The sequence below is a fragment of the Actinopolyspora lacussalsi genome (assembly GCA_030803735.1).
In the GTDB taxonomy this organism is placed as follows: domain Bacteria; phylum Actinomycetota; class Actinomycetes; order Mycobacteriales; family Pseudonocardiaceae; genus Actinopolyspora; species Actinopolyspora lacussalsi.
In genome coordinates, this window is sequence record JAURUC010000001.1 from 3,941,753 (window position 1) to 3,963,102 (window position 21,350).

Annotated in this window: 17 protein-coding genes and 1 tRNA gene; 8 read left to right on the plus strand and 10 right to left on the minus strand. The window is 68.5% G+C overall.

What is annotated here, in order from left to right; all coding sequences use genetic code 11:
- Positions 1-162: 162 nt before the first annotated feature.
- Complete coding sequence (locus J2S53_RS17605; protein ID WP_456241888.1) at positions 163-1,167, plus strand: ArsA-related P-loop ATPase; 1,005 nt, start codon at positions 163-165, stop codon at positions 1,165-1,167.
- Complete coding sequence (locus J2S53_RS17610) at positions 1,164-2,300, plus strand: ArsA family ATPase (RefSeq protein ID WP_456241889.1); 1,137 nt, start codon at positions 1,164-1,166, stop codon at positions 2,298-2,300. The genes J2S53_RS17605 and J2S53_RS17610 overlap by 4 nt, the downstream gene beginning before the upstream one ends.
- Positions 2,301-2,611: 311 nt before the next feature.
- Here the strand turns inward: J2S53_RS17610 and J2S53_RS17615 are convergent, their stop codons facing one another.
- Positions 2,612-2,914 (minus strand): WhiB family transcriptional regulator, encoded by a 303-nt coding sequence (locus tag J2S53_RS17615; protein WP_092628233.1) that lies wholly within the window; start codon positions 2,912-2,914, stop codon positions 2,612-2,614.
- Positions 2,915-3,156: 242 nt separating this feature from the next.
- Between J2S53_RS17615 and J2S53_RS17620 the strand changes: the two genes are divergently transcribed.
- Positions 3,157-5,610: a penicillin-binding protein gene (locus J2S53_RS17620; protein WP_456241890.1), complete on the plus strand. Its 2,454-nt coding sequence runs from the start codon at positions 3,157-3,159 to the stop codon at positions 5,608-5,610.
- Positions 5,611-5,782: 172 nt separating this feature from the next.
- Here the strand turns inward: J2S53_RS17620 and J2S53_RS17625 are convergent, their stop codons facing one another.
- Entirely contained in the window at positions 5,783-6,253 is a 471-nt protein-coding gene (locus tag J2S53_RS17625; protein ID WP_092980315.1) for a GatB/YqeY domain-containing protein, read from the minus strand.
- A 424-nt stretch (positions 6,254-6,677) separates the two neighbouring features.
- Here J2S53_RS17625 and J2S53_RS17630 point away from each other — a divergent pair, with 424 nt between their 5' ends.
- Complete coding sequence (locus J2S53_RS17630) at positions 6,678-7,640, plus strand: metallophosphoesterase (RefSeq protein ID WP_130468844.1); 963 nt, start codon at positions 6,678-6,680, stop codon at positions 7,638-7,640.
- Between the two features lie 85 nt (positions 7,641-7,725).
- Positions 7,726-7,799, plus strand: a tRNA-Pro gene (locus J2S53_RS17635).
- Positions 7,800-7,984: 185 nt separating this feature from the next.
- On the opposite strand, the gene J2S53_RS17640 is transcribed toward J2S53_RS17635, so the two are convergent.
- Complete coding sequence (locus J2S53_RS17640) at positions 7,985-8,998, minus strand: glycoside hydrolase family 25 protein (protein ID WP_456241891.1); 1,014 nt, start codon at positions 8,996-8,998, stop codon at positions 7,985-7,987.
- Between the two features lie 290 nt (positions 8,999-9,288).
- Here J2S53_RS17640 and J2S53_RS17645 point away from each other — a divergent pair, with 290 nt between their 5' ends.
- From J2S53_RS17645 to J2S53_RS17655, 3 genes are all read left to right on the plus strand, one after another.
- Complete coding sequence (locus J2S53_RS17645) at positions 9,289-11,133, plus strand: prolyl oligopeptidase family serine peptidase (protein ID WP_456241892.1); 1,845 nt, start codon at positions 9,289-9,291, stop codon at positions 11,131-11,133.
- Between the two features lie 74 nt (positions 11,134-11,207).
- On the plus strand, positions 11,208-12,131 hold the full coding sequence (locus J2S53_RS17650; protein ID WP_456241893.1) for a LysR family transcriptional regulator: 924 nt from the start codon (positions 11,208-11,210) through the stop codon (positions 12,129-12,131).
- A 174-nt stretch (positions 12,132-12,305) separates the two neighbouring features.
- Positions 12,306-12,857: a cysteine dioxygenase gene (locus tag J2S53_RS17655; protein WP_456241894.1), complete on the plus strand. Its 552-nt coding sequence runs from the start codon at positions 12,306-12,308 to the stop codon at positions 12,855-12,857.
- Between the two features lie 103 nt (positions 12,858-12,960).
- Here the strand turns inward: J2S53_RS17655 and murQ are convergent, their stop codons facing one another.
- The 7 genes from murQ to J2S53_RS17690 form a co-directional block, all read right to left on the minus strand.
- The gene (gene murQ / locus J2S53_RS17660; protein ID WP_456241895.1) at positions 12,961-13,923 is read right to left on the minus strand and encodes an N-acetylmuramic acid 6-phosphate etherase; all 963 of its coding nucleotides are present in this window, start codon (positions 13,921-13,923) and stop codon (positions 12,961-12,963) included.
- Positions 13,920-14,849 (minus strand): MurR/RpiR family transcriptional regulator, encoded by a 930-nt coding sequence (locus J2S53_RS17665; RefSeq protein WP_456241896.1) that lies wholly within the window; start codon positions 14,847-14,849, stop codon positions 13,920-13,922. The genes murQ and J2S53_RS17665 overlap by 4 nt, the downstream gene beginning before the upstream one ends.
- A 178-nt stretch (positions 14,850-15,027) precedes the next feature.
- Positions 15,028-15,423 (minus strand): nuclear transport factor 2 family protein, encoded by a 396-nt coding sequence (locus J2S53_RS17670; protein ID WP_456241897.1) that lies wholly within the window; start codon positions 15,421-15,423, stop codon positions 15,028-15,030.
- 85 nt (positions 15,424-15,508) lie between these two features.
- Positions 15,509-15,901, minus strand: coding sequence for a PPOX class F420-dependent oxidoreductase (locus J2S53_RS17675; RefSeq protein ID WP_456241898.1), 393 nt, complete (start codon positions 15,899-15,901; stop codon positions 15,509-15,511).
- Between the two features lie 153 nt (positions 15,902-16,054).
- Positions 16,055-17,836 (minus strand): serine hydrolase, encoded by a 1,782-nt coding sequence (locus J2S53_RS17680; RefSeq protein ID WP_456241899.1) that lies wholly within the window; start codon positions 17,834-17,836, stop codon positions 16,055-16,057.
- A gap of 122 nt (positions 17,837-17,958) precedes the next feature.
- On the minus strand, positions 17,959-19,212 hold the full coding sequence (locus tag J2S53_RS17685) for an exo-beta-N-acetylmuramidase NamZ family protein (protein WP_456242823.1): 1,254 nt from the start codon (positions 19,210-19,212) through the stop codon (positions 17,959-17,961).
- Positions 19,213-19,275: 63 nt separating this feature from the next.
- Positions 19,276-21,114: a glycoside hydrolase family 3 protein gene (locus J2S53_RS17690; protein WP_456241900.1), complete on the minus strand. Its 1,839-nt coding sequence runs from the start codon at positions 21,112-21,114 to the stop codon at positions 19,276-19,278.
- Positions 21,115-21,350 lie beyond the last annotated feature (236 nt).

Here is a 21,350-nt window from a genome sequence, read left to right on the forward strand (position 1 = left end):
GAGCCGGGCGCGGTCGACGGTGCGTCCTCCCGCACGGTTCCCCGAGGCCCCGACGAAGGGACAGACAGGACGAACGGACAGGACGAACGGACAGGACGAACGGACAGGACGAACGGACAGGACGAGCGGACAGTGAGCCCCGGATAAGCTTAGGCTGATCGTGTGAGCTCTGAATGGGACCGCGAACTCGACCGGGCGAGGCTGCACTTCGTCAGCGGTAAGGGCGGTGCTGGTAAGACCACAGCCGCCGCCTCGCTCGCCCTCGCGCTGGCGACCGGTGGCCGCCGGGTGCTGCTCGCCGAGGTCGAGGGCAGACAGGGGCTGGCCCAGCTGTTCGACACACCGCCGCTGGAGTACTCCGAACGCAGGCTGGCCGCCGCTCCGGGCGGAGGCGAGGTCCGGGCCCTGGCCATCGAGGCGGAAGCCGCCCTGTTGGAGTACCTGGCCATGTACTACAGCCTCGGCGTCGCGGGGCGCACGCTGCGCAGGATGGGGGCGATCGAGTTCGCCACCACGCTCGCCCCCGGACTGCGGGACGTGTTGTTCACCGGAAAGCTCAAGGAGTGCGTGCGCCGGACCGACACCAACGGGCGACACACCTACGACGCGGTGGTCGTGGACGCACCACCCACCGGCCGGATCGTCCGATTCCTCGACGTCACGCGCGCCATGGCCGACCTGGCCAGGATGGGACCCATCCACGGGCAGAGCGAGGAGGTGGTGGGCCTGCTGCACTCCTCCGACACCGTGGTGCACCTGGTCACCCTGCCGGAGCAGCTGCCGATGCGGGAAACCCTGGAAACAGTGGAGGAGCTCGACGCGGCCGAACTGCGCCCGGGCGCGGTGCTGTTGAACCGCGTACGGCCCTCCCGGCTGGCCACCCGCTCGGTGCTGGCCGCCGCCGGGGGAAGGGTCGACGCGACCAGGATCCGCGATGGACTGCGCTCGGCCGGGCTGGACTGGGACGTCGAGGTGCTCGACGGTCTGGTGGCCGAGACCATCGAACACGCCGGCCGGGCCAGCGCCGAACTCTCGGCCCGGGAACAACTGGACAACACCTCGCTGCCGTTCGTCGAACTACCCGACTACGTCGACGGGATCGACGTCGCGGCGCTCTACGAACTGGCGGAGGGGCTGGTCGCGCGCGGTGTCGGAGGAAGCCGATGAACACACCCCCCGGCCCGGATCGGCTCGACATCGACCGGTTGCTCGACGACCCGGACAACCGCGTCCTCGTCTGCTGCGGTTCCGGCGGAGTCGGCAAGACGACCACCGCGGCAGCCCTGGGGATCCGGGCAGCCGCACGCGGTCGCAAGACCGTGGTGCTGACCATCGACCCGGCGCGCAGACTGGCGCAGGCGCTCGGGCTGGCCGAACTGGACAACACTCCCCGGAAGGTCGACCTGGAGCAGGGCGAGTCCGGCGAGCTCCACGCCATGATGCTCGACATGCGCAGGACGTTCGACGACATGGTCCTGGCGCACGCCGGTCGTGACCGCGCGCGCCAGATCCTGGACAACCCCTTCTACCAGACCGTGTCGAGTTCGTTCTCCGGGACGCAGGAGTACATGGCGATGGAGAAGCTCGGCCAGCTGGTCACCGAGGACACCTGGGACCTGATCGTGGTGGACACCCCGCCGAGTCGCTCCGCGCTGGACTTCCTCGACGCTCCGCAGCGGCTGTCCACCATCCTGGACGGCAGGCTCATCCGGATGCTGGCCAGCCCGGCCAAGGCGGGCGGCAAGGGCATACGCAGAATCGTCGGAGCCGGATTCGGAATGTTCGCCAAGGCGGTTTCCACGATCGTCGGACGCCAGCTGCTCGCCGACGCGGCTGCCTTCGTGCAGGCGTTCGATTCCACGTTCGGCGGCTTCCGCGAGCGAGCGGACCGGACCTACCGGCTGTTGCGCTCCAGCGGTACCCGGTTCCTGGTGGTGGCCGCCCCGGAAGCGGACGCGCTGCGGGAGGCCTCCTACTTCGTGGAACGGCTGTCCACGGAGCACATGCCGCTGGCGGGCATGGTCGCCAACCGTACCCATCCGGTCCTGGCCGATCTGGCGGCCGCGCGTGCGCTGTCGGCCGCCGAGGAACTCGAAACAGCCGGTTCCGCCCCGTTGGCAGCCTCGGTTCTCCGGTTGCACGCCGACCGGGTCGCGGTCGCGGAGCGGGAGAAACGTCTGCTGGCCCGGTTCACCAGGGCGCATCCGGAAGTCGAGCTCGGCAGCGTTCCCGCCCTGGCGGACGAGGTGCACGACCAGTACGGGCTGCGCGAGATCGGCCGCCGACTCGCCCGGGAGTGAGGCCGTCCCGCACCGCGCGTCGATTCCTCGGGAAATTTCCGCCTCGAGACCGTCGTCGCGACGCGACCGTGTTGCTGCGCAGCGCGGCCCCCCGGGCTCCGTCGATTTCTCGCGAAATCGCGGGCCCCGACCGCGGGCCGAGCTCCGACCACCCTGGCCACCGGCACCGCCGCGGGTTCTCCGGTGCGGCTCTCGCGAGGAAGGCCCGACGTTGTGTAGGTCGCTACCCGATGTCGGGCCTCCCCGCAGCGAGAGCCGTGCGAGAGGTTCCGCCTCTCAACCAGCTACGAAACCCGCGCCGCCGACAGTTTTCAGCCCAGTTGGTAGGCGTCGATGTCCTGGGTGTAATCCTCCCGCGCGGCTTCGAGCAGCTCACGCCAGTTGCGCACATCAGGGCGTCTGCGCAGCAGCGCCCGTCGTTCCCGTTCGGTCATTCCGCCCCAGACACCGAACTCGATTCGTTTGTCCAGCGCCTCCGCGAGGCACTCGGTACGGACGGGACATCCGAAGCAGATGGTGCGTGCCTTGCGCTGCTCCGCACCTCGTACGAAAAGCTGGTCCGGGTTCTTGTCGCGGCATGCCGCGTTCACCCGCCAGTCCCCCTGTTCCAACATCAAAGCCCCCAGCTCCTCACTGGATCGTCGGCGACCATGCAACCTCCGGGCCCCCGGCACCGGCCGTCGTGACGTGCCCGCGGCACGCTACGAAACCTGTCGCTAGACGTGGACGCACACTAGAAGATCTCGGTTCCGTAGCCAACCGACTTTCGTGGGAATTTTCTTTCACGCTCATCACATCGGGGGTTATTGACCGTGACAGCGAGTCGCGTAGCGCGACTCGGCTTACCGTTTACCTCGTGCGGCTACGTAATGGCGTGCTCAAGCTGTTCGGTCTGTGTGTGCTGGCCGGTGTCCTGGTCGCCGGCATGGTGTTCCCCGCGGCGGGAGCACTCGGGGTGATATCCAATCGTGCCGGCGACGCGGTGAACCGGATCTCCACCGAACTGCTCACCGAACAACCACCCCTGGTCTCGACGGTGAAGGATCGGAAGGGCAATCCGATCGCCTATCTGTACGAGCAGTACCGGACACCGGCCACCTCCGACGAGATCGCCGACACGATGAAAGCGGCGATGGTGGCCATCGAGGACCAGCGGTACTACGAACACGAAGGTGTGGACTGGCCGGGCACGGTGCGTGCTTTCGTCAGCAACCAGGTGGCGGGCAGGATCACCCAGGGCGCCTCCACGATCACCCAGCAGTACGTCAAGAACTACCTGGTGCACGTCACCGCGGCGGGAGATCCCGTCAAACAGGCCGAGGCGACCGAGCAGACCGTGGCGCGCAAGCTGCGCGAGATCCGGGTATCCCTCCAGCTGGAGAAGCGGTTGAGCAAGGAGGAGATACTCACCCGCTATCTCAACGTCGTTCCCTACGGCAACCGCGTCTACGGTATCGGCGCTGCCTCACACGCCTACTTCGGAACGACGCCGGACGAACTCACGATTTCGCAGGCCGCGCTGTTGGCCGGTGTGGTCAACCGTCCGGGCTCGCTGAACCCGGTGACCCAGCCCAAGGAGGCGATGTTCCGGCGCGGGCTGGTCATCGACGCGATGGCTCGGCAGGGCAGGATCACCCAGGAGGCCGCTCGGGAGGCCAAGGAGTCCCCGCTGGGGATCGAACAACCCATCGACAAGCTGCCCAACGGATGCGTCGGTGCCGGCGCGCAGAACGGCTTCTTCTGCAAGTACGTGGAGAACTACCTGCAACGCGCGGGGTTCTCCATGGACCAGCTGCGCCGTGGCGGCTATACGATCCGGACCACGTTGGACCAGGGAGTCACGGCCGCGGCAAAGGAATCGGCCGAGCAGGGCGTGCCCAAGGACAGCGACCAGATCGCCAACGTCATGTCCGTCGTGGAGCCCGGCGAGAACAAACACCAGGTGCGCGCGCTGGTGGCCAACCGCGACTTCGGTTTCGACAAGCAGCAGGGTGAGAGCGCATACGCGCTGCCCAGCTCCATGGCACCACCCGGCGCGGGTTCGGTGTACAAGACCTTCACCGCGGCGGCCGCCCTGGAAGCGGGCATGGGGATCAAGGACGTCGTCCCGGCACCCGGCTCCTACACCTCGGTCGAGTTCAGCAACGGGACCAACCCCTACACCGTCGGTAACGCCGAGGGAGTCGGAGCCGGTTCTCGTTCGATCCAGGAAGCGCTGGCGACCTCGCCGAACACGGCCTTCGTGATCCTGGAGGAGCGTGCCGGGCTGGACAACACCGTGGAGATGGCCTCCCGGCTGGGGATGCGCCGGACGCTCAACAGTCACGACCTGGCGGGCGTGCCGATGGTCGCCGACCGCGCTCGCGAACGTACCCAGGCCGAAGAGATCAAACAGCGCAAGATCGGCGCGTTCACCCTGGGCTTCAGCCCCACCAGTCCACTGGAACTGGCCAACGCCTCCGCGACGATCACCAGCGGTGGTGTCTGGTGCCCACCGACCCCGATCAAGAGCATCCGCGACCGCAACGGCAATCGGGTCTCGATCACCGAGAAACCCTGTGAACAGGCCGTCGACCGGGAGCTGGCGGACGCGATGGCCGTCGGAATGTCCGACGACACCATTTCCGGTACCGCCACGCGTGCGGCCGGTGCCACGGGGTGGAACCGGCCCACCGCCGCCAAGACCGGTACCACCGAAACCTTCGGGTCCGCGGCCTTCATCGGTGCCACCCCGCAGCTGGCGGGCGCCGTACTCACCTACATCGACCGGCCCGAGTCACCAGGTATGGGGATTTGCCTGGGGAGTCCTCCCACGGTCTGCGGCAGCGGCAACATCTACGGTGGCACCATTCCCGCCAAGACCTGGATGCGTGCCATGAAGACCGCGCACGAGGGACTGCCCGTGGCGGAGCTGCCGTCGACCACCGACCGCTACCGGCACGGCGGTTCCGGGAAACAGGTTCCCGAAGTCGTGGACATGTCCGCCGACGAAGCCGCGAAGAAACTGCGCGAAGCGGGTTACGAGGTGGAACGGCGCACCGTCAGCAGCAGTGAATCCGAGGGAACGGTGATCAGCCAGTCGCCGCGCGGTATCGCCCAGAGCGGCACCTCGGTGCTGCTCTCGGTCAGCAGCGGCTACATCCCGCCACCTCGTACCGTCGCCGCGCAACCGCCTTCCCAGGGGGAGAGCCCGGAGGAAGGCGGAAGCACCGGCGATGGTGAACGCGGGGGTAACGGTCCCGACAGTGGTTCTGGAAACGGCGGGGGCGGGCAGCCGTCGCCACAGCCGCAGGAGGACTCCGGCGGGTGACCGGAGTTCTCCGATCGGGCCCCATCTCTCGGGCGAGCCCCATCTCTCGGGCGGGCTCCAGCTCTCCGGTACGGGCCTCGTGGAGCGCTCGGGTGGTTCCGCCACCCGAGCGCTTCGTGACGGCCCAGCGCTCCGTGCGGGGTGATCGGGGAAAGCTTCGATGGGGTGGGGGTCAGCCGTTGAGTTCGGCCTTCACCGCTGCCGCGACCCTGCCCCCTTCGGCCTGCCCCGCGACCTTGGCGTTCGCGATTTTCATGACCTGACCCATCTGCTTCGGACCCGGCGTCTCACCGATCTCGGCCGCGACCTCGCTCACCGCCTCCTTCGCCAAGCGGGTGAGTTCCTCGTCGTCGAGCTGCGTGGGCAGGTACTCCCGGAGGATGTCACCCTCGGCGCGCTCAGCCGCCGCCTGTTCGGCACGCCCCGCCGACTCGAAAGCCGCGGCGGATTCGTCCCGCTTCTTGACCTCCTTGGAAAGAACCCCCCGAACCTCCTCGTCGGAGAGCTCGCGTGCCTGTTGCCCGGAAACCTCCTCGGCACCGATCGCGGACAGCGCCATCCGGAGCACCCCGGTGCGGGTGGTTTCCCGTTCCTTCATCGCCGCGGTCATGTCGGCCCGCAGGCGTTCCTTCAACTCGGACATGGCCCGATTATCCCGGAGAGATGGAGTGCGGGGCCTCTCGGTTTTCGTAGTTGGTGCTGTAGCGGAACCTCCGGTGCGGCTCTCGCTCCGGGGAGGCCCGACATCGGGTAGTTACTACACAACGTCGGACCTTCCTCGCGAGAGCCGCACCGGAGAACCCGCGGCGGTGCCTGTTGCGTGAGTGGTCGGAGCTCTGGTTGCGAGGGTGGTGGGGCTCGGCCCGCGGGCGTGGTGGGAGCTCGGCTTCGGGAGCACCGTAGGCCCGGCGATTTCGCGAGAAATCGACGGAGCTCGGGGCACGCCGCCGTACCGGGGTGTCGATTTCGCGAGAAATCGCCGCGCCCGCGAAACGGAGTCCCGACGGGGGCGGGAACACATGACCGCCACGCGGCTCGGATCTGTGCGTTCTCGTAGGCTGGGCGCTGTGAACACCTTCGGTCGTACTCTGCTCGCCACCGGTGCTCTCGGGGCCTCGGCGCTCGGTTACGCGGCGGGAATCGAGCGCACGCACTGGACACTGCGCAAGGCCACACTGCCGGTACTCGAAGAGTCGAGTCCGCGGCTTCGGGTGCTGCACATCTCGGACCTGCACATGACCCCGAACCAGACCTCCAAGCAGCGCTGGGTCGCCGCGCTCGACGAGCTCGAACCCGACCTTGTCGTCAACACCGGCGACAATCTGGCGCATCCGCAGGCCGTCCCGGCGGTGTTGCGGGCGCTGGGGCCGTTGTTGGATCGCCCGGGGATGTTCGTGTTCGGCAGCAACGACTACTACGCCCCGAAACCCAAGAACCCGGCACGGTATCTGCTGCCCTCCGGCAAGAAGAAGCGCATCAGGGGAAGGCCGTTGCCGTGGCGGGATCTGCGTGCCGCCATGACGGAACGCGGCTGGCTGGATCTGACACATCGGCGGCGACAGTTGACGGTGGGTGGGGTCACCATTCACACCGCCGGGCTGGACGATCCGCATCTCAAGCGGGACCGCTACTCGGAGATCGAGGGGAAGCCGCCCGCCGAGGTTGGGCTGAGTCTGGGCGTCACCCACTCGCCGGAACCCAGGGTGCTGGACGCCTTCGACGGTGACGGCTACGACCTGGTGCTCGCGGGGCACACCCACGGCGGGCAGCTCTGCGTCCCGGGCTTCGGCGCGATCGTGACCAACTGTGAGTTGGACCGGGGGCGCGCCAAGGGGCCCTCCGAGTGGGGTGAGCACATGCGGCTGCACGTCTCGGCCGGGCTCGGAACCTCGCCCTACGCCCCCGTGCGGTTCGCCTGCCCGCCGGAGGCGACGCTGTTGACGCTGGTACCGCGTTCGCAGCGGTCCGAGGAGCACCCCGCTCACTCCATTACGGGGACCCCTGTCGAATCCGGCACGGGCGTGGGATAGACTTTGTCGTGCCGTCGCACGGTGATCCACCGCGTTGTCGGCACAGCCAGTGGTAACCGCCGATTCGATGGTTTCGGTGGGGTACCGGGGTGTAGCGCAGTTTGGGAGCGCGCCTCGTTCGGGTCGAGGAGGTCGTGGGTTCAAATCCCGCCACCCCGACAACAAGGATCCGGCTGTCGACTCTTCCGGAGTCGGCAGCCGGATTTTCGTTGGCTTACCCGGGTGTTGTGTCCAGCCCGGCTCCGGGCCTACCCGATGTCGGGGCGCCCGTGGTGAGGCACCCCGGAGATTCCACCGGGGAGCGGCTCCGTCACTCGAGCGCGAACCCTCAGTTGTCACTCCCCTCAGTTGTCACTCCGGGTCGCTTCGACCTGCTGGTACGGCACCGCCGCGCTCAGCCGTGCCGTAACGGCGTCGACCACGTCCTCGTGCCGCGGATCGTCGGCTCCCAGCGAAGCCGTGACCGCCTCGGAGATCATCGTGCGCAGCACCTGCTCGGCCGCCTCCTCCTGCTCGTGCCCGTTGCCTTCCTGCTGTGTCGTGGCGGCGTTCTTGGCGTACCGCTGGTGCAGCCGGAAGGTGTGCTTGTCGATGGCCCTGATGAAATCGAGGGTGGTCAGGCTCACCTCGCTGTTCACCTGGGACTTCCAACCGGGGTACTGGCCGGGCACGCGGCTGCCGGTGAGTTGTTCCAGAATGCTGAAAATGGCGTTTCGTTCGTCGTCACGCATGTCTTCTCCCCGTGGATCGAGCAGTGCTTCCAGCTGTTGACGGGTCCCCCGGTAGGCGTTGGCGTCGACGGGGCGCTGGCCCGCGACGGTGGCGGAGCTGGTGAACTGCAGCACGGCCACCCGATTGTTGCCGTAGTCGCTCCAGAAGTGCTCGGGTACGCGTTGGTAGATCTCACTGGCGTAACCGCCGTTGTTGTCCGGGTAGCGGGATTTCCACAGTGGTGGGAATCCGGACAGGTCCGGCCTTCCCAGGCGCTGCCAGTACCACTCGGGCAGGTAGAGCAACGGGGTTCCGAAGCCGCGGGCGCGCAGCTCGCCCAGCAGTTCACCGGTCAGTCGGGTTCCACCGCCGCCCTCCTCCACGTCCAGGATCACCGGTACTTCGGGGGGCACCACCCGGGCGACGTGGTCGGCCTGCGCGGTCGCCGAGTAGTCCTCCCGCTGGTAGTGGTAGGCGGCTACCAGCAGCCCGGCCGCACGCGCGGACGCCAGATTGGCCTTGAACCTCGCGTCGACGAATCCGGTGCCCTCCGTGGCCTTGATGAACACGAACTCGAAATCCTCGGCCCGAGCCCGGTGCATGTCGAACGAGCCCTGATAGTGCGAAACGTCGATTCCGTAGATCATTACTGCTCCACATGAGCTCGCGGGAGGTTGTGCGTGCTCGGGACCCGTCGTTCCCGGCGCTCCTCGTGGGACTCCGGGCATCCGGGTTTTCCGGTGAGTTCTTCTTCTCGATGAGTTCCGGTAGCGCGAAACGTCTCGATCATCCTGACTCGTCGGCGAAGTGACAATCCTTCGACCGGCTTGTATCCCTCACCTGATCGTGTGGCATATCCGGTCGTGGGACCTACCCATTCGTGGGGCACAGCATCCCCGTTGCCGGTGAGGTTGCCCGATCGGGCAGTATCGGTGTCGTGAGCACGTATCCCAGCGCCGAGATCCCAGCGACCCTGTTCGACGACGCGGACAAGGAGGAGCGCTGGCGTGCGCGTTTCAGCGCCCCCCGCGTCTCGATGCCGGACTGGGCACGGGACGCTCCGGAACGGAGCCTGTACGTGTCGAACGTGAGCGGGACCTGGGAACTCTACGCCTGGGACCGCGCCGACGACTCCCACCGGCAGGTCACCGACCGGCCGAACGGCACTTTCCACGGCACGCTCGCCGCCGACGGCGAGCACATCTGGTGGTTCGACGACACTGACGGCGACGAGTTCGGCGTGTGGCGCAGCGAGCCGTTCGACAAGCACGACACGGCAGCCGTCGAGGCGCTGCCCGGCACTCACGCGGGGTATCCGGCCGGGTTGGAACTGGGATCGAGCGTGCTCGCGGTCGGGATGTCCACCGACGACGGGGTCACCGTCTGGATCTCCCGCGAAGGTGCGGTTCCCACGGTGCTCTACCAGCACGAGCAGGACGGCGGCCTGACGGGGATGTCCTGGGACGAGAGCCTGCTGGTGCTGTCCCATTCCGAGCACGGCGACAGCAGGCACCCCGCGCTGCGCGTACTGCGCAGTGCCGACGGGACGAAGCTCGTCGAGAAGTGGGACGGCTCCGGTCTGGGACTGGGCGCGCTGGACTTCGCACCGGTCTCCGGCGACACCAGGCTGCTCGTCTCGCACGAGCGGTACGGTCGCGAGGAACTGCTCATCTGGGACGTCGCCACCGACACCGAGACCGAACTCGACCTCGGCCTGCCCGGTGAGGTCGCGGCCGACTGGTACCCGGACGGTTCGGCACTGCTGATCGCGCACACGCACCAGGCGCGCACGACGCTGTACCGCTACGAGATAGCGAGCGGCACGCTCGTTCAGCTGCCCACTTCGAAGGGCACTGTGGGGGCGGCTTCCGTACGGCCGGACGGCGCCGTGGAGTACAACTGGTCCTCGGCCGCCGTGCCCGGCCGGGTGCGGGTGCTCTCGTCGAGCGGTGAGGACAGCGTGCTGTTGACCCCCGGTGGGGTTCGGCCCCCCGAGTCGCAGCCGGTCGAGGACGTGTTCGTGCCGGTTCCCCACGGTCCCAACGACACGGTGCACGCGTTGCTCGCCCGCCCGGAAGGCGCCGGCAGCGGGCCGCTCCCCACGGTGTTCAGTCTGCACGGCGGGCCGCACGCGGCTGACGAGGACCGGTTCTCCTCCTACCGCGCCGCCTGGCTGGAAGCCGGGTTCGCGGTGGTGGAGGTGAACTACCGGGGCTCCACCGGTTACGGCTCGGCCTGGCGCGATGCGATCGAGGGACGCCCCGGCCTCACCGAGCTGGAGGACGTGGCCCTGGTGCAGGACTGGGCGATCGACCACGGGCTGACCACCCCGGAGCTCAGCGTGGTCGCCGGTGCCTCCTGGGGCGGGTACCTCACGCTGCTCGCGCTGGGGACCCAGCCGGACCGCTGGGCCAGTGGAGTGGCAGGTGTGCCCGTGGCCGACTACGTCTCGGCCTTCGCCGACGAGATGGAGCCGCTGCGTGCCTACGACAGAGCGCTGTTCGGAGGTTCGCCCGAGGAGATCCCGGAGGTCTACCGCGAGTGCTCCCCCATCACCCATGTCGATCGGGTGCGGGCCCCGGTACTGGTCCTCGCGGGGGACAACGATCCCCGGTGCCCGATCCAGCAGGTGCTGAACTACCTCGACCGGCTGGGGGAACGGGAGGTGCCGTTCGAGTTCTACCGCTACGACGCCGGGCACGGTTCACTGGTCATCGCCGAGACCCTCAAGCAGGTGGCCACCGAGATCCACTTCGCCAGGCGGACGGTGGGGAGCTGCTGAGCGACTGCCGATGTGCGGCGCGAGCAGGTCACACGGTGGTGCGTCCGGTGCTGATCGGCTCGTATGCTGCGGTAATGGTCGATCCCCGCTACATCGGCGTGTTTCACGAGGTGGTGCGCACCGGTTCCTACACGGCGGCGGCGCGCAGCCTCGGCTACAGCCAGCCCGCCGTGAGCCAGCAGATGCGAGCTCTGGAGCGAGCACTGGGAACTCCGCTGTTCCTGCGCGCGGGCGGGGGACTGGAACTCACCGAAGCGGGCCGGATCCTGGCCGGGCACGCCGATACGGTGGTCGAGGACCTCACCGCGGCGGCCAACAAGATCACCGCGGTTCGCGAGCTGCGCCGTGGCAGCATCCGGCTGTGCGCCTTCCCCAGCGCCAGCGCCACGCTGGTGCCCAGTGCGGTCGCGCGGATCACGGAAAGCCACCCGGAGCTGCGCATCCAGCTCAGCGAGGCCGAGCCCCCCGACTCGCTGGAGGCGCTGCGTCGGGGGGAGTGCGATGTCGCGCTGGCTTTCAGCTACCCCGAAACCGAGGAGTCCCCCGGAGACGACGTCACGGGAGACGACATCACCGGGACCGAGGTGCTGGACGACCCGATGGTGGCGGTGCTGCAGGTGGCGCACCCGCTGGCCGGTCGTGAGTCGGTCGAGCTGGGGGAACTGGCCGGACAACGCTGGATCGCGGGTTGTCCGAGATGCCGGGACCACTTCCTGCGCTCCTGCGGGAGTGCGGGGTTCGAGCCGGACATCGCCTTCACGACGGACGACAACCTGGCGGTGCAGGGGCTGGTGGCCGCGGGTGTGGGGATCGCGTTGATGCCCTCGCTGGTGCTCTCCTTCCTGCGGCACCCCGATGTGGTCGGCATACCGGTGGAAGGGCTGCGTCCCCGCAGGGTGACGGCCTACGCCTTGTGGGAGCAGCATCGGATACCGGCCACCGCGCTGTTGCTGGAGACGTTCGGCAGGATCGGTGCGGAGACGGCCGCCGACGGCTGAGCGGTGCGATCGTGTTCGCGCCCGCGCTCGTCGGTTCCGCCCGCCCACGTCAGTGGTTTCGATCATAGTTCCGCACAGCAGCGGTGCTCGTTCCGTGCGGCTATAAGCCCGGTTAGTACCCGCCAAAGAATTCGGTGGTCGACCGGGAACCGTTTCGCTGTGCATGGTTTCGGCATGACCACCATGCGGAGCGAGCGGTCGAGCCCTCGGCTGACCGAGCTGACTGACGTGATCCGTGACCGCGTGCGCGCCGGAGTCGACCAGGCTCACACCGCCGACCTGGTCAAGGAAGCACTGCGGCCGTTCCTCGACGTTCCCGGGCTGCTCACCGAAGAGCAACGCCGCGGTGACCCGGAGCGCTATCTGCAGCACGTGCTGCACGTGGAACCGGACGCGAGCTTCTCCGTGGTGGCGCTCGTCTGGCTGCCCGGCCAGCAGACCCCGGTGCACGATCACGTCGCGTGGTGCGTCACCGGCGTGTACCAGGGTGCCGAGAGCGAACAGCACTACCGGTTGTGCGAATCCGAGCGGGGCCTTTACCTGGTTCCCGGGGAGCTGGTCACCAATCATGCGGGGGAGACCTGCGGATTCGCTCCTCCCGGGGATATTCACCGCGTCCGCAACTGCGGCACCGGAACGGCGATCTCGCTGCACATCTACGGCGCCGACATCGGAGAGCTCGGCACCAGCGTGCGGCGGGTCTACGATCTCCCGGTGCACGAGTGAACGAAGTTCTCCGGTCGGGTCGTCGGGTTGTTCGTTCGGCGGAACCTCCCGCCGTGGCGTGAGCGGAGAGCGGCCGTGCCCGTGTTCGGGCGCGGTGGACCGCTCAGGAGCGCAACGCGCGCAGCGCCTCCCGGACGTGCCCGTCGGCCTCGCGCAGCGCGTCCGAGGCGCTTTCGACGTCCACCTCACCCAGCAGATGGACCAGGGCGGTCTTGAGCTCCCCTCCCGTCCGGTGCAGCGCCAGCTCGCAGGTTTCCGGCGAGGCTCCCGTTGCCTCGCGCAGGATCCGCACGGTGCGGGCCCGCAATTTGGCGTTGGTGGCCACCATGCTGACCATCAGGTTGGAGTAGGTGCGGCCCAGGCGGATCATCACCGCGGTGGAGAACGAGGTCAGCACCAGCTTCTGCGCCGTTCCCGCCTTCATCCTGGTGGAACCGGTGATCGACTCCGGTCCGGTGTCCACGGTGATCGCCGTGTCCACCGCTGTCGTGGCGCGGCCGTGCGGGTTGGACGAGACCAGCCCGGTCCCGGCACCGAGCGTTCGCGCCGCTTCCAGCGCGCCGAGCACGTAGGGCGTGTTCCCCGAGGCGGCCAGGCCGAGCACGAAATCGTCCGCGGTGGCGTTCCGCTCGATCGCGTTCGCCCCGGCAGCGGCGTCGTCCTCGGCGTTCTCCACCGCCTCGCGCAGCGCGGGTTCGCCACCGGCGAGGTGCGCCACGAACCAGCCCTCCGGCAGGTTGAAGGTCGGGACGAGTTCGGCGGCGTCCAGCACGGCCAGTCTCCCGGAGGTCCCGGCGCCGACGTAGTGCACCCTGCCGTTCGATTCCAGCGCTTTCACCGCGAGGTCGACGGCGTGCGCCAACTCGGGCAGCGCCCTTCCGACGGCTTCCGGCACCGAGCGGTCCTCGGTGTTGAGCCGTTGCAGCAGGTCGAGCGTGTTGAGCAGGTCGATGTCCGTGGTGCGTGGATTGCTCCGTTCGGTCGGCGACTCCGCAGGCGTGGGGAGGTTCCCGTGCTCGGCGGACCACTCCGTTCGGGAGTTCCGGGGCGCACCGTTTCGACTCACCGGCTGTCCTCCCGGTGTCTGCGCTTGTCGGGACGCACTCGCAGTCGATGGTTGCCGACGGCCTCGGAAGTCGCCTGCAGCGCGGTCTTGGCGTCGTCGATGTGGCGCTGCGCCACCCCCACGAACAGGCAGTCGATCACGGTCAGCTGGGCGATCCTGCTTGCCATGGCTCCGGAGCGGTAGGTGGTTTCGCGGGCGGCCGTGGTCAGTACGAGGTCGGCGATCTCGGTTACCGGGGAGCGTTCGAAGTTCGTGATCGCGGCCGTGGTGGCGCCTTGGGTACCCGCCTCGCGCAGCACCTCCACGGTTTCGGTGGTGGCGCCGGTGTGGGACACCCCGATGGCCACGTCGCCGGGTTCCAGGATGGCCGCCGAGGTCAGCGCGTTGTGCGTGTCCGGCCAGGCGAAGCAGGTCAGGCCGATCCGGTGCAGCTTCTGTTGCAGGTCCAGCGCCACGAACCCGCTGGCCCCGACTCCGTAGACGTCGATCCGGCGTGCCCGTGCCACCGCGTCGACGAGGGAACGCAGCGCGGTGACGTCGAGCTGGTCCGTCGTCTCCTCCACGGCACGCGCGTCCGCGTAGCCGATCTTGTCGACGATCTGGCCGATGTCGTCCGTTTCGGAGATCTCGCTGCCCAGATCGCGATCCCTGCTGGTCGTGCGTGCCGTGTCGGCGGCGAGCGCGATGCGGAGCTCGGGGTAACCGCTCACTCCCACGGCCTTGCAGAACCGGGTGACGGTGGTCTCGCTCGTCTCGGCGGCCTCGGCGACGTCGGTGATGCTGCGGTGCGCGATCGAGGAGGGGTCGGCCAGCACTATGCGGGCCACTCGCTGCTCGGCGCGCGCCAGGCCGGGCAGCAGTGAACGAATCCGGACGAGCGGGCTGTGCTCACCGGATTCGATGCCGGATTCGTCGAGAGTGGCCATGTGGGAAAGTTACTAACATCACTGTTGCTCGGTCAAACGGAGTGGTGGCCGTGCACCGCTTCCACCACCACCAGAATATGCCACCGGCGTCGGTTTCCGCCCCCTTTTCGGGATAGTTACCGGAAGTAGCGGGTACTGAGGTCAGGTTTTCCCACAGCCGAGCGCGATGGTGGTCCTGTCATGACTGGGACTCCCCCTCGTGGGCTCGGGCGGCGGCCTCCGGCGGGCACGGCGTCCCCTGATGGTGCCGCAGTCGCCATTCGTCGTCCTGCCTCACCCACACCGAGCTGCGAAGCGTTTTCAAGCCACCTCGGTGTGCCGTGTAGGTGAGCAGGATCGTGTCGGAGTCGATCCGGACCGGCCGAAGTTCCGTGGCCGTGATCCGCTCCGAGGCGTCGGAGACCGTGGCCGTGGTGATCGTCTCCCGGTCCCAGACCGCTCCGGAGGAACCGAACTCGGTGAAGTCCGCGCACAGCAGCCTCCGAACGGCTTCCGGGGCGTCGCGCACGCGGGGATCGAGCAGTTCCAGTTCGTGCGCGACGACCCTGTCGAAGTCCGTTCCGAGATTCGCCATGCGCGGATCGTAGGTGGTCCCGCCGCGGCCGATCGAGCCGGTTTCACCGGCGTGCGGCCGCTCCGCACTCACATCCGGCCAGCTTTCACATCCGGGTGGTGTGCTGCGGCTCCACGTAGACGATCACCCGGTGATCGCCCGGCTGGTCGTAGGGGTACTCGTCGGCGTCCATGTACTTCTTGGCCATCCGGTTGATGAACGCACGGTCCGGGTCATCCTCCACCCGGGCTACCCTGCCGCGAACCTCGATGTAGCGGTAGGGCTGTTCCGGATCGAGAGCGGAGACCGCCAGCCTCGGCTCCCGTTGCAGGTTCCGGTACTTCTGGCGCTCGGTGGTCTGACTGAACTTGAGGTACTGTCCGTCCCAGTCGATCCACACCGGACTGGACTGCGGCTCTCCCTTCGGTCCGATGGTGGCGATGTGCGCGAACGAGCGCTTGTTCAGGATGTCCTCGAGGTCCTCCGGAATCGCGGACAAGGCGTCTTCCCTCCTGCCGGGTGAACACGGTCGACATCGGCGACGCTATCGCGAAATGACGCCGGGTGCCCGTGTGGAAAAGCTCCGTGTTCTACCCCGTTCGAAGGACTCGGCCGGTTTCCCGCTGGTTTTCCCGACGGGACGGCCCGGGAATCAGCGTTGTGCCACCAGGAATCCCGCGCCGCGTAGCCTGCTCGCCTCGGCCTCGCCGTCGAGCACCGTTCGGCCCCCGGCCGAAAGCCTGATGCCGTCCAGATAGACCCCTCTGCCCACGTACCGTTCGTCCGGTACGAAGCGCCAACGCACCAGTGTTCGCCCGGAACGCCCCTCCGGAACGGTACCGCGCACCCGCCACCAGGCACGGTGGCCGGAACCGGCCAGTTCGGTCACGGGGTGTCTCGGGGAACCCGGCCCTCTGGTGTGCAGCCGCACCGGGTGCCACGAGGTTCCGTCGTCGTCGCTGTACTCCACCAGCAACCTGTCGGCGCCGTCGGTGTCCCGCTGGGTGTCCACGAACGCCCCGAACGAGACCCGAAGTCGGCCGTCGGTCGCCACGGGGTCGGTGGTCAGCGTGGCTTCCCCCTTCGAGATGCCGCCACCGGTGAACCAGGCGGTCGGGCCGTGCCGCGGCTCCACGGCCATGGAGCGGGCCAGACCCTGTGCCAGCGCCACCCGCGCAGGGTTGTTCGAACCCCACTCCCGCGATGGGTGGACGCGGTTGGTCAGCAGGATCGCCATCGAACGCGACCGCGGATCGAGCACCATCGAGGTCCCCGTGTATCCCGTGTGCCCCGCACTGCGTGGGCCGGTCAGCCCGGCCATGTACCACCGCTGTTCCAGCTCGAAGCCGAGTCCGTGCGAGTGCTCCGGGAACTCGGTGTTGTAGTCGGTCAGCATCAGCTCCACGCTGCGCTCGCGCAGGATGCGCTCGCCGCCGTAGCTTCCGCCGTTGAGGATCGCCTGCCCGAGCACGGCCAGGTCCTCCGCCGTGCCGAAGACTCCCGCGTGGCCCGCTATTCCCCCCAGCGACCAGGCGTTCTCGTCGTGCACCCTGCCACGCACCATGCCGCGCGGCGGATCGCTCTGGAATTCCGTGGCCGCGATCCGGTGCAGCTTCGAGCGCGGCGGCAGGTAGCCCGTGTCGGTCATGCCCAGCGGTTCGGTGATTCCCCGGGAGACCACGCTGTCCAATCGCCGTCCGGTCACCCGTTCGAGCAGTTCACCGAGCACGATCATGTTCGGATCGGAGTAGTTGTAGGTGCTGCCCGGCTCGGCGACCGGTTCGAGGTTCATCACGTGCGGAATCCGCTCTCGCTCCGGCAGCTCCCACAGCTTCACCACCGACTGCAGCCCGGAGGTGTGGGTCAGCAGCCGGCGCACCGTGATCCCCGACTTCCCGTGGTTGCCGAACTCGGGCAGGTACCGCGCGACCGGTTCGGTCAGCTCGACGCGCCCCGCCTCGACCTGCTGCAACACCGCTACGGAGGTGAACAGCTTGGTCATCGAGGCGAGGTCGAAGATCGTGTCCGGGGCGGTTCTCTCCTGCCGCTCCGGGGGGAGCTCGGTGCCCGTTCCGTCGGCGTAGCGCAGTTCGTGCCCCACCGCCTCGTGACTGACCACCATGCCGTCGTGGGCCAGCAGGCTCACCGCGCCCGCGTACATCGGTTTCTCCCGATCCGGGGTGGATTCGCTCCAGTCGGCCAGCCGCGCCGTCGCCTCCCGGATCGGTGCGGGCGCCAATCCGGCCCGCCGAGGTGTGGCCTCGCGTAGTCGCGTGTCCGCGGCGGAGAACCCCTCGTGCGGCAGATCGAACCGGCCGCTCGCCCGGACTCCGGGGGCGGGCGCGGAAGCGCAGGTCGTCACGGTCAGCATCGACAGCAGTGCCGTCACCAGCAGCGGGTTGCGCATCCTCACCTCACGGTGTTGGAACTTCATCGGTTCGGTTCCCGTGGTGTTCGTTCGGCGGTGTGTCGTGCTCTGTCCGGTTCCTGATCCGTTGTTCGTTATCTGATCCGTCGTCCGCTCCCGGTCCGCTCTCCGTGCCCGGTCGTGCCGGTTCAGCGGTACAGCAGGTAGGGGCGGCGGCGCCGCCGGAAATCGGCCAGTTCCGTCTCCCAGGCCCCGACGACGTCGCCCGCGTCCGCACCCGCCTCGATCATCTCGCGCAGGCGGGCGGACCCGGTGAGGTCGTCGATCCAGTGGTCCGATCGCCACCCGAACACCTCCGGGTAGAGCCCTCGGGCCCGCACGAGCATCCGCACCGCCGTGCCGATCGCGTCGAACTCCGCGTCTCCGGTGCGGTAGAGCCGCACCCCGCCACAGGTCTCGTCCCGGTGCTTGGAGAAGGTCGGCACGAAATGGGTCTCCCGGAAGTAGACCCCGGCCGTGCCTTCCGAGTTGAGCCGTTCCGCCCAGCGCCAGTCCACGCCGGGTGCCCCGACGATCTCGAACGGCCTGGTGGTTCCCCTGCCCTCCGAGAACACCGTGCCCTCGAACATGCCGGTTCCGGGATAGACACGGGCGGTGTCCGGCGTGGGCATGTTCGGGCTCGGCGGTATCCAGGGCAACCCGGTTCCGGCGAACGAGTGCTTCCTGGACCAGCCGGACATCTCGACCACGTCCAGCTCGGGTAGTCGCTCGTTCTCCCGCTCGGGCAGGAACTCCGCGTCGAACATGCGTGCCAGCTCGCCGACGGTCATGCCGTGTTGCTGCGCGATCGGCAGTTCACCCACCCCGGAGGCGAACTCGGGATCGAGCACCGGCCCCGCCGCGTGACCGCCCAGCGGGTTCGGCCGGTCCAGCACGGTCAGCGGCACCCCGACCCGCACCGCCGCCCGCATCGCGGTGTACATCGTCCAGATGTAGGTGTAGAAGCGCGTTCCGACGTCGGCGATGTCGAACACCAGCCGGTCGATCCCGGCCTGCCGCAGCATCCCGGCCAGTTTCGCCGTGTCAGCCCCGTAGGTGTCGTACACCGGTATCCCGGTCCGGGGGTCGGTGTAGTCGCCCTCCGAACCGCCCGCCTGCGCGGTGCCCCGGAAACCGTGCTCCGGGCCGAAAACGGCCGTCACCTCGACGCCCTCGGCGGCGTGCATCTCGTCGACGATGTGCGGCAGCCCCGCGCGCGGCCGGGTGACCACGGAGGTGGGATTGGCGATCACGCCGAGCCCGGCGCCGCGGAGGCGATCCCATCCCGTGGCGGCGAGCTCGTCCGCCCCGGTCCGTACCGGTTCGTCGTCGGCTCGTCGTTCGGAGCCCCGCTCGGTTCCCCGCTCGGCGCCGGCGGCCGAGGCGCCGGTGAGTCCCAGCATCGGAGCCGTCACGGCGGAGGAGAGCAGGAACCTCCTGCGGTCCAGTTCACCCAACTCGCCACCTCACCAGGTGATTCCGTGGCCGAACGGATAACGCGGTGTGTCGGGGCGGTCCGGATCGGGAACCGGAACCGGCAACTTGCCCGAGGGGGACACCACACCGAACAGCACTCTTGTCAGGGATCGCATCGACACTTCTCGGTAGGAGTAGGTGGCCAGCCAGGTGCCGATGTCGTCAACGCAGGCCGCGTCGTAGGGATCGCGCACAGCCACGGCGATCACGGGGGCGTCCGCACGGCTCAACGAGCGGAGCAGCTCGCGTTGTGCGCCGCCGGATTCGCGCCAGGCACCGTTGGTCAGCACGATCGTCACGTCGTGCCGTCCGGCGCGGTCGACAGCCTCGCCGATCAGTCGGTCGTCCGGCGAGTCGCCGGTTCGCAGCGTTTCCGCCATTCGGTGGTGCCGTCGGATCTCGGCGGCCAGGGCGGTGGTTGTCGTTTCGCCCCATCCCGTGACGAACACGCTTCCCACCGCTGCTCGCAGCGGCAGCAGACCGGGGTCGTCGCGCAGCGCCGTCACGGTCTCGTCGGTGATCCGCAGCGCCTGCCGCCGGTGCCGGGCAGTGCCGACCGTCCGATCCACCGCCGCGGTGTCCACCAGGGGAGCCGAGACCGTCCCGCGCCGGTCCTTCATGCTCAGGATCCGCAGCACGCTGCGGTCTATGTCTCGTTCGGACAGCCTGCCCGAACGCACGGCATCGGTCACCGCCCCGATCGCCGTGGACAGGTCCCCCGGCATCAACAGCTGATCGGCTCCCGCCTCCAGCGCCAGCACGGGAACTTCCTCGGCTGGGTGCAGCTCGTGCACTCCCGCCATCCGCAGCGAGTCGGTGACCACCACCCCCTGGAAACCGAGTTCCTCGCGCAGCAACCCGGTGAGAATCCGCCGCGAAAGAGTCGCGGGTTCCCCGGAGGGGTCGAGTTCGGGGAACTTCAGGTGTCCCGTCATCACCGCGTCGGTGCCCTCGTCGATGGCGGCGCGGAACGGTGGTGCGTCCAACCGTCGCCACTGCCGCTCGCTGTGGTCGATTACGGGAAGGTCGGTGTGGCTGTCCACACTGGTGTCGCCGTGACCGGGGAAGTGCTTGACGGTGGCCGAGACCGTGTTTCGCGCCGCGCCCGCGCGTTGGTAGCCGCGTATCTGGGAGCGGGTCAGTTCCGCGGCCAGTTCCGGCGAGGAGGCGAAGGAACGCACCCCGATGACCGGGTTCTCCGGGTTGACGTTGACATCGCCGACCGGCGCGAAGTTCTGGGTGAAGCCCATGGCGCGCAACTCTCGACCGGTGATGCGTGCCGCACGGTTCGCCGCGCCCGGCTCGCGGGCCGCTCCCAGCGCCATGCTTCCTGGCAGTACCGTCGCGGGTTCACCTATCCGGGTGATGGCACCCTGCTCCTGGTCGGTGGCGATGGTCAGTGGAATTCCGGCCCCCGAGTCCAGCGCGGCACGCTGCAACCCGTTCGAGAGTTCGGCGATCTGCCGTGGCTCCCGCAGACTGTCGGTCCAGGAGAAGTGGATGACGCCGCCGAGCCGGAACCGTCGCACCACCTCGGCGGGAGACCCCACCCCGTACTCGGTGCGGTTGGTGGGATGGTCGGTGTCGACCGTGGCCCCGTACACCACCGTCACGAAGAGCTGCCCCACCTTCTGCGGTAGCGACATGTTCCGCACTGTGCGGTGGGCCCAGTCGGTTATCCCCGTGAGCGGTGGCCGGTCGGCTCCTGCCGCATCGGACGCGCCCTGGTGGCGCTGTCCGTCCCTGCCGTCGGCGGCGGCCAAGGTGCCCAGCGTCGCCGTCCCGAGCGCGACAGTACCGAGCTGCCGCCTGCCGAATGTCGCTGCCACGAGGGAGCTCCCGTTCCACGGAACTTGGATTCGCCGGTGGCGGCCGTCGTGGGTTCTGGAACGCGGCGGAGAACCGAACGCTTGGGAGAACCGTGAGTGTCCCACCGGATACCCGATCGGCTGTGTAAGTTACCCACGGTGTGTGAGGCGGTCAACGCTACGCGCCGTGCCGGTGACTTTTCGGGTGAGTGGTGCCACCGCGGCAGGGCTCGCCCCCTGGGCATAATGGTGGCGCC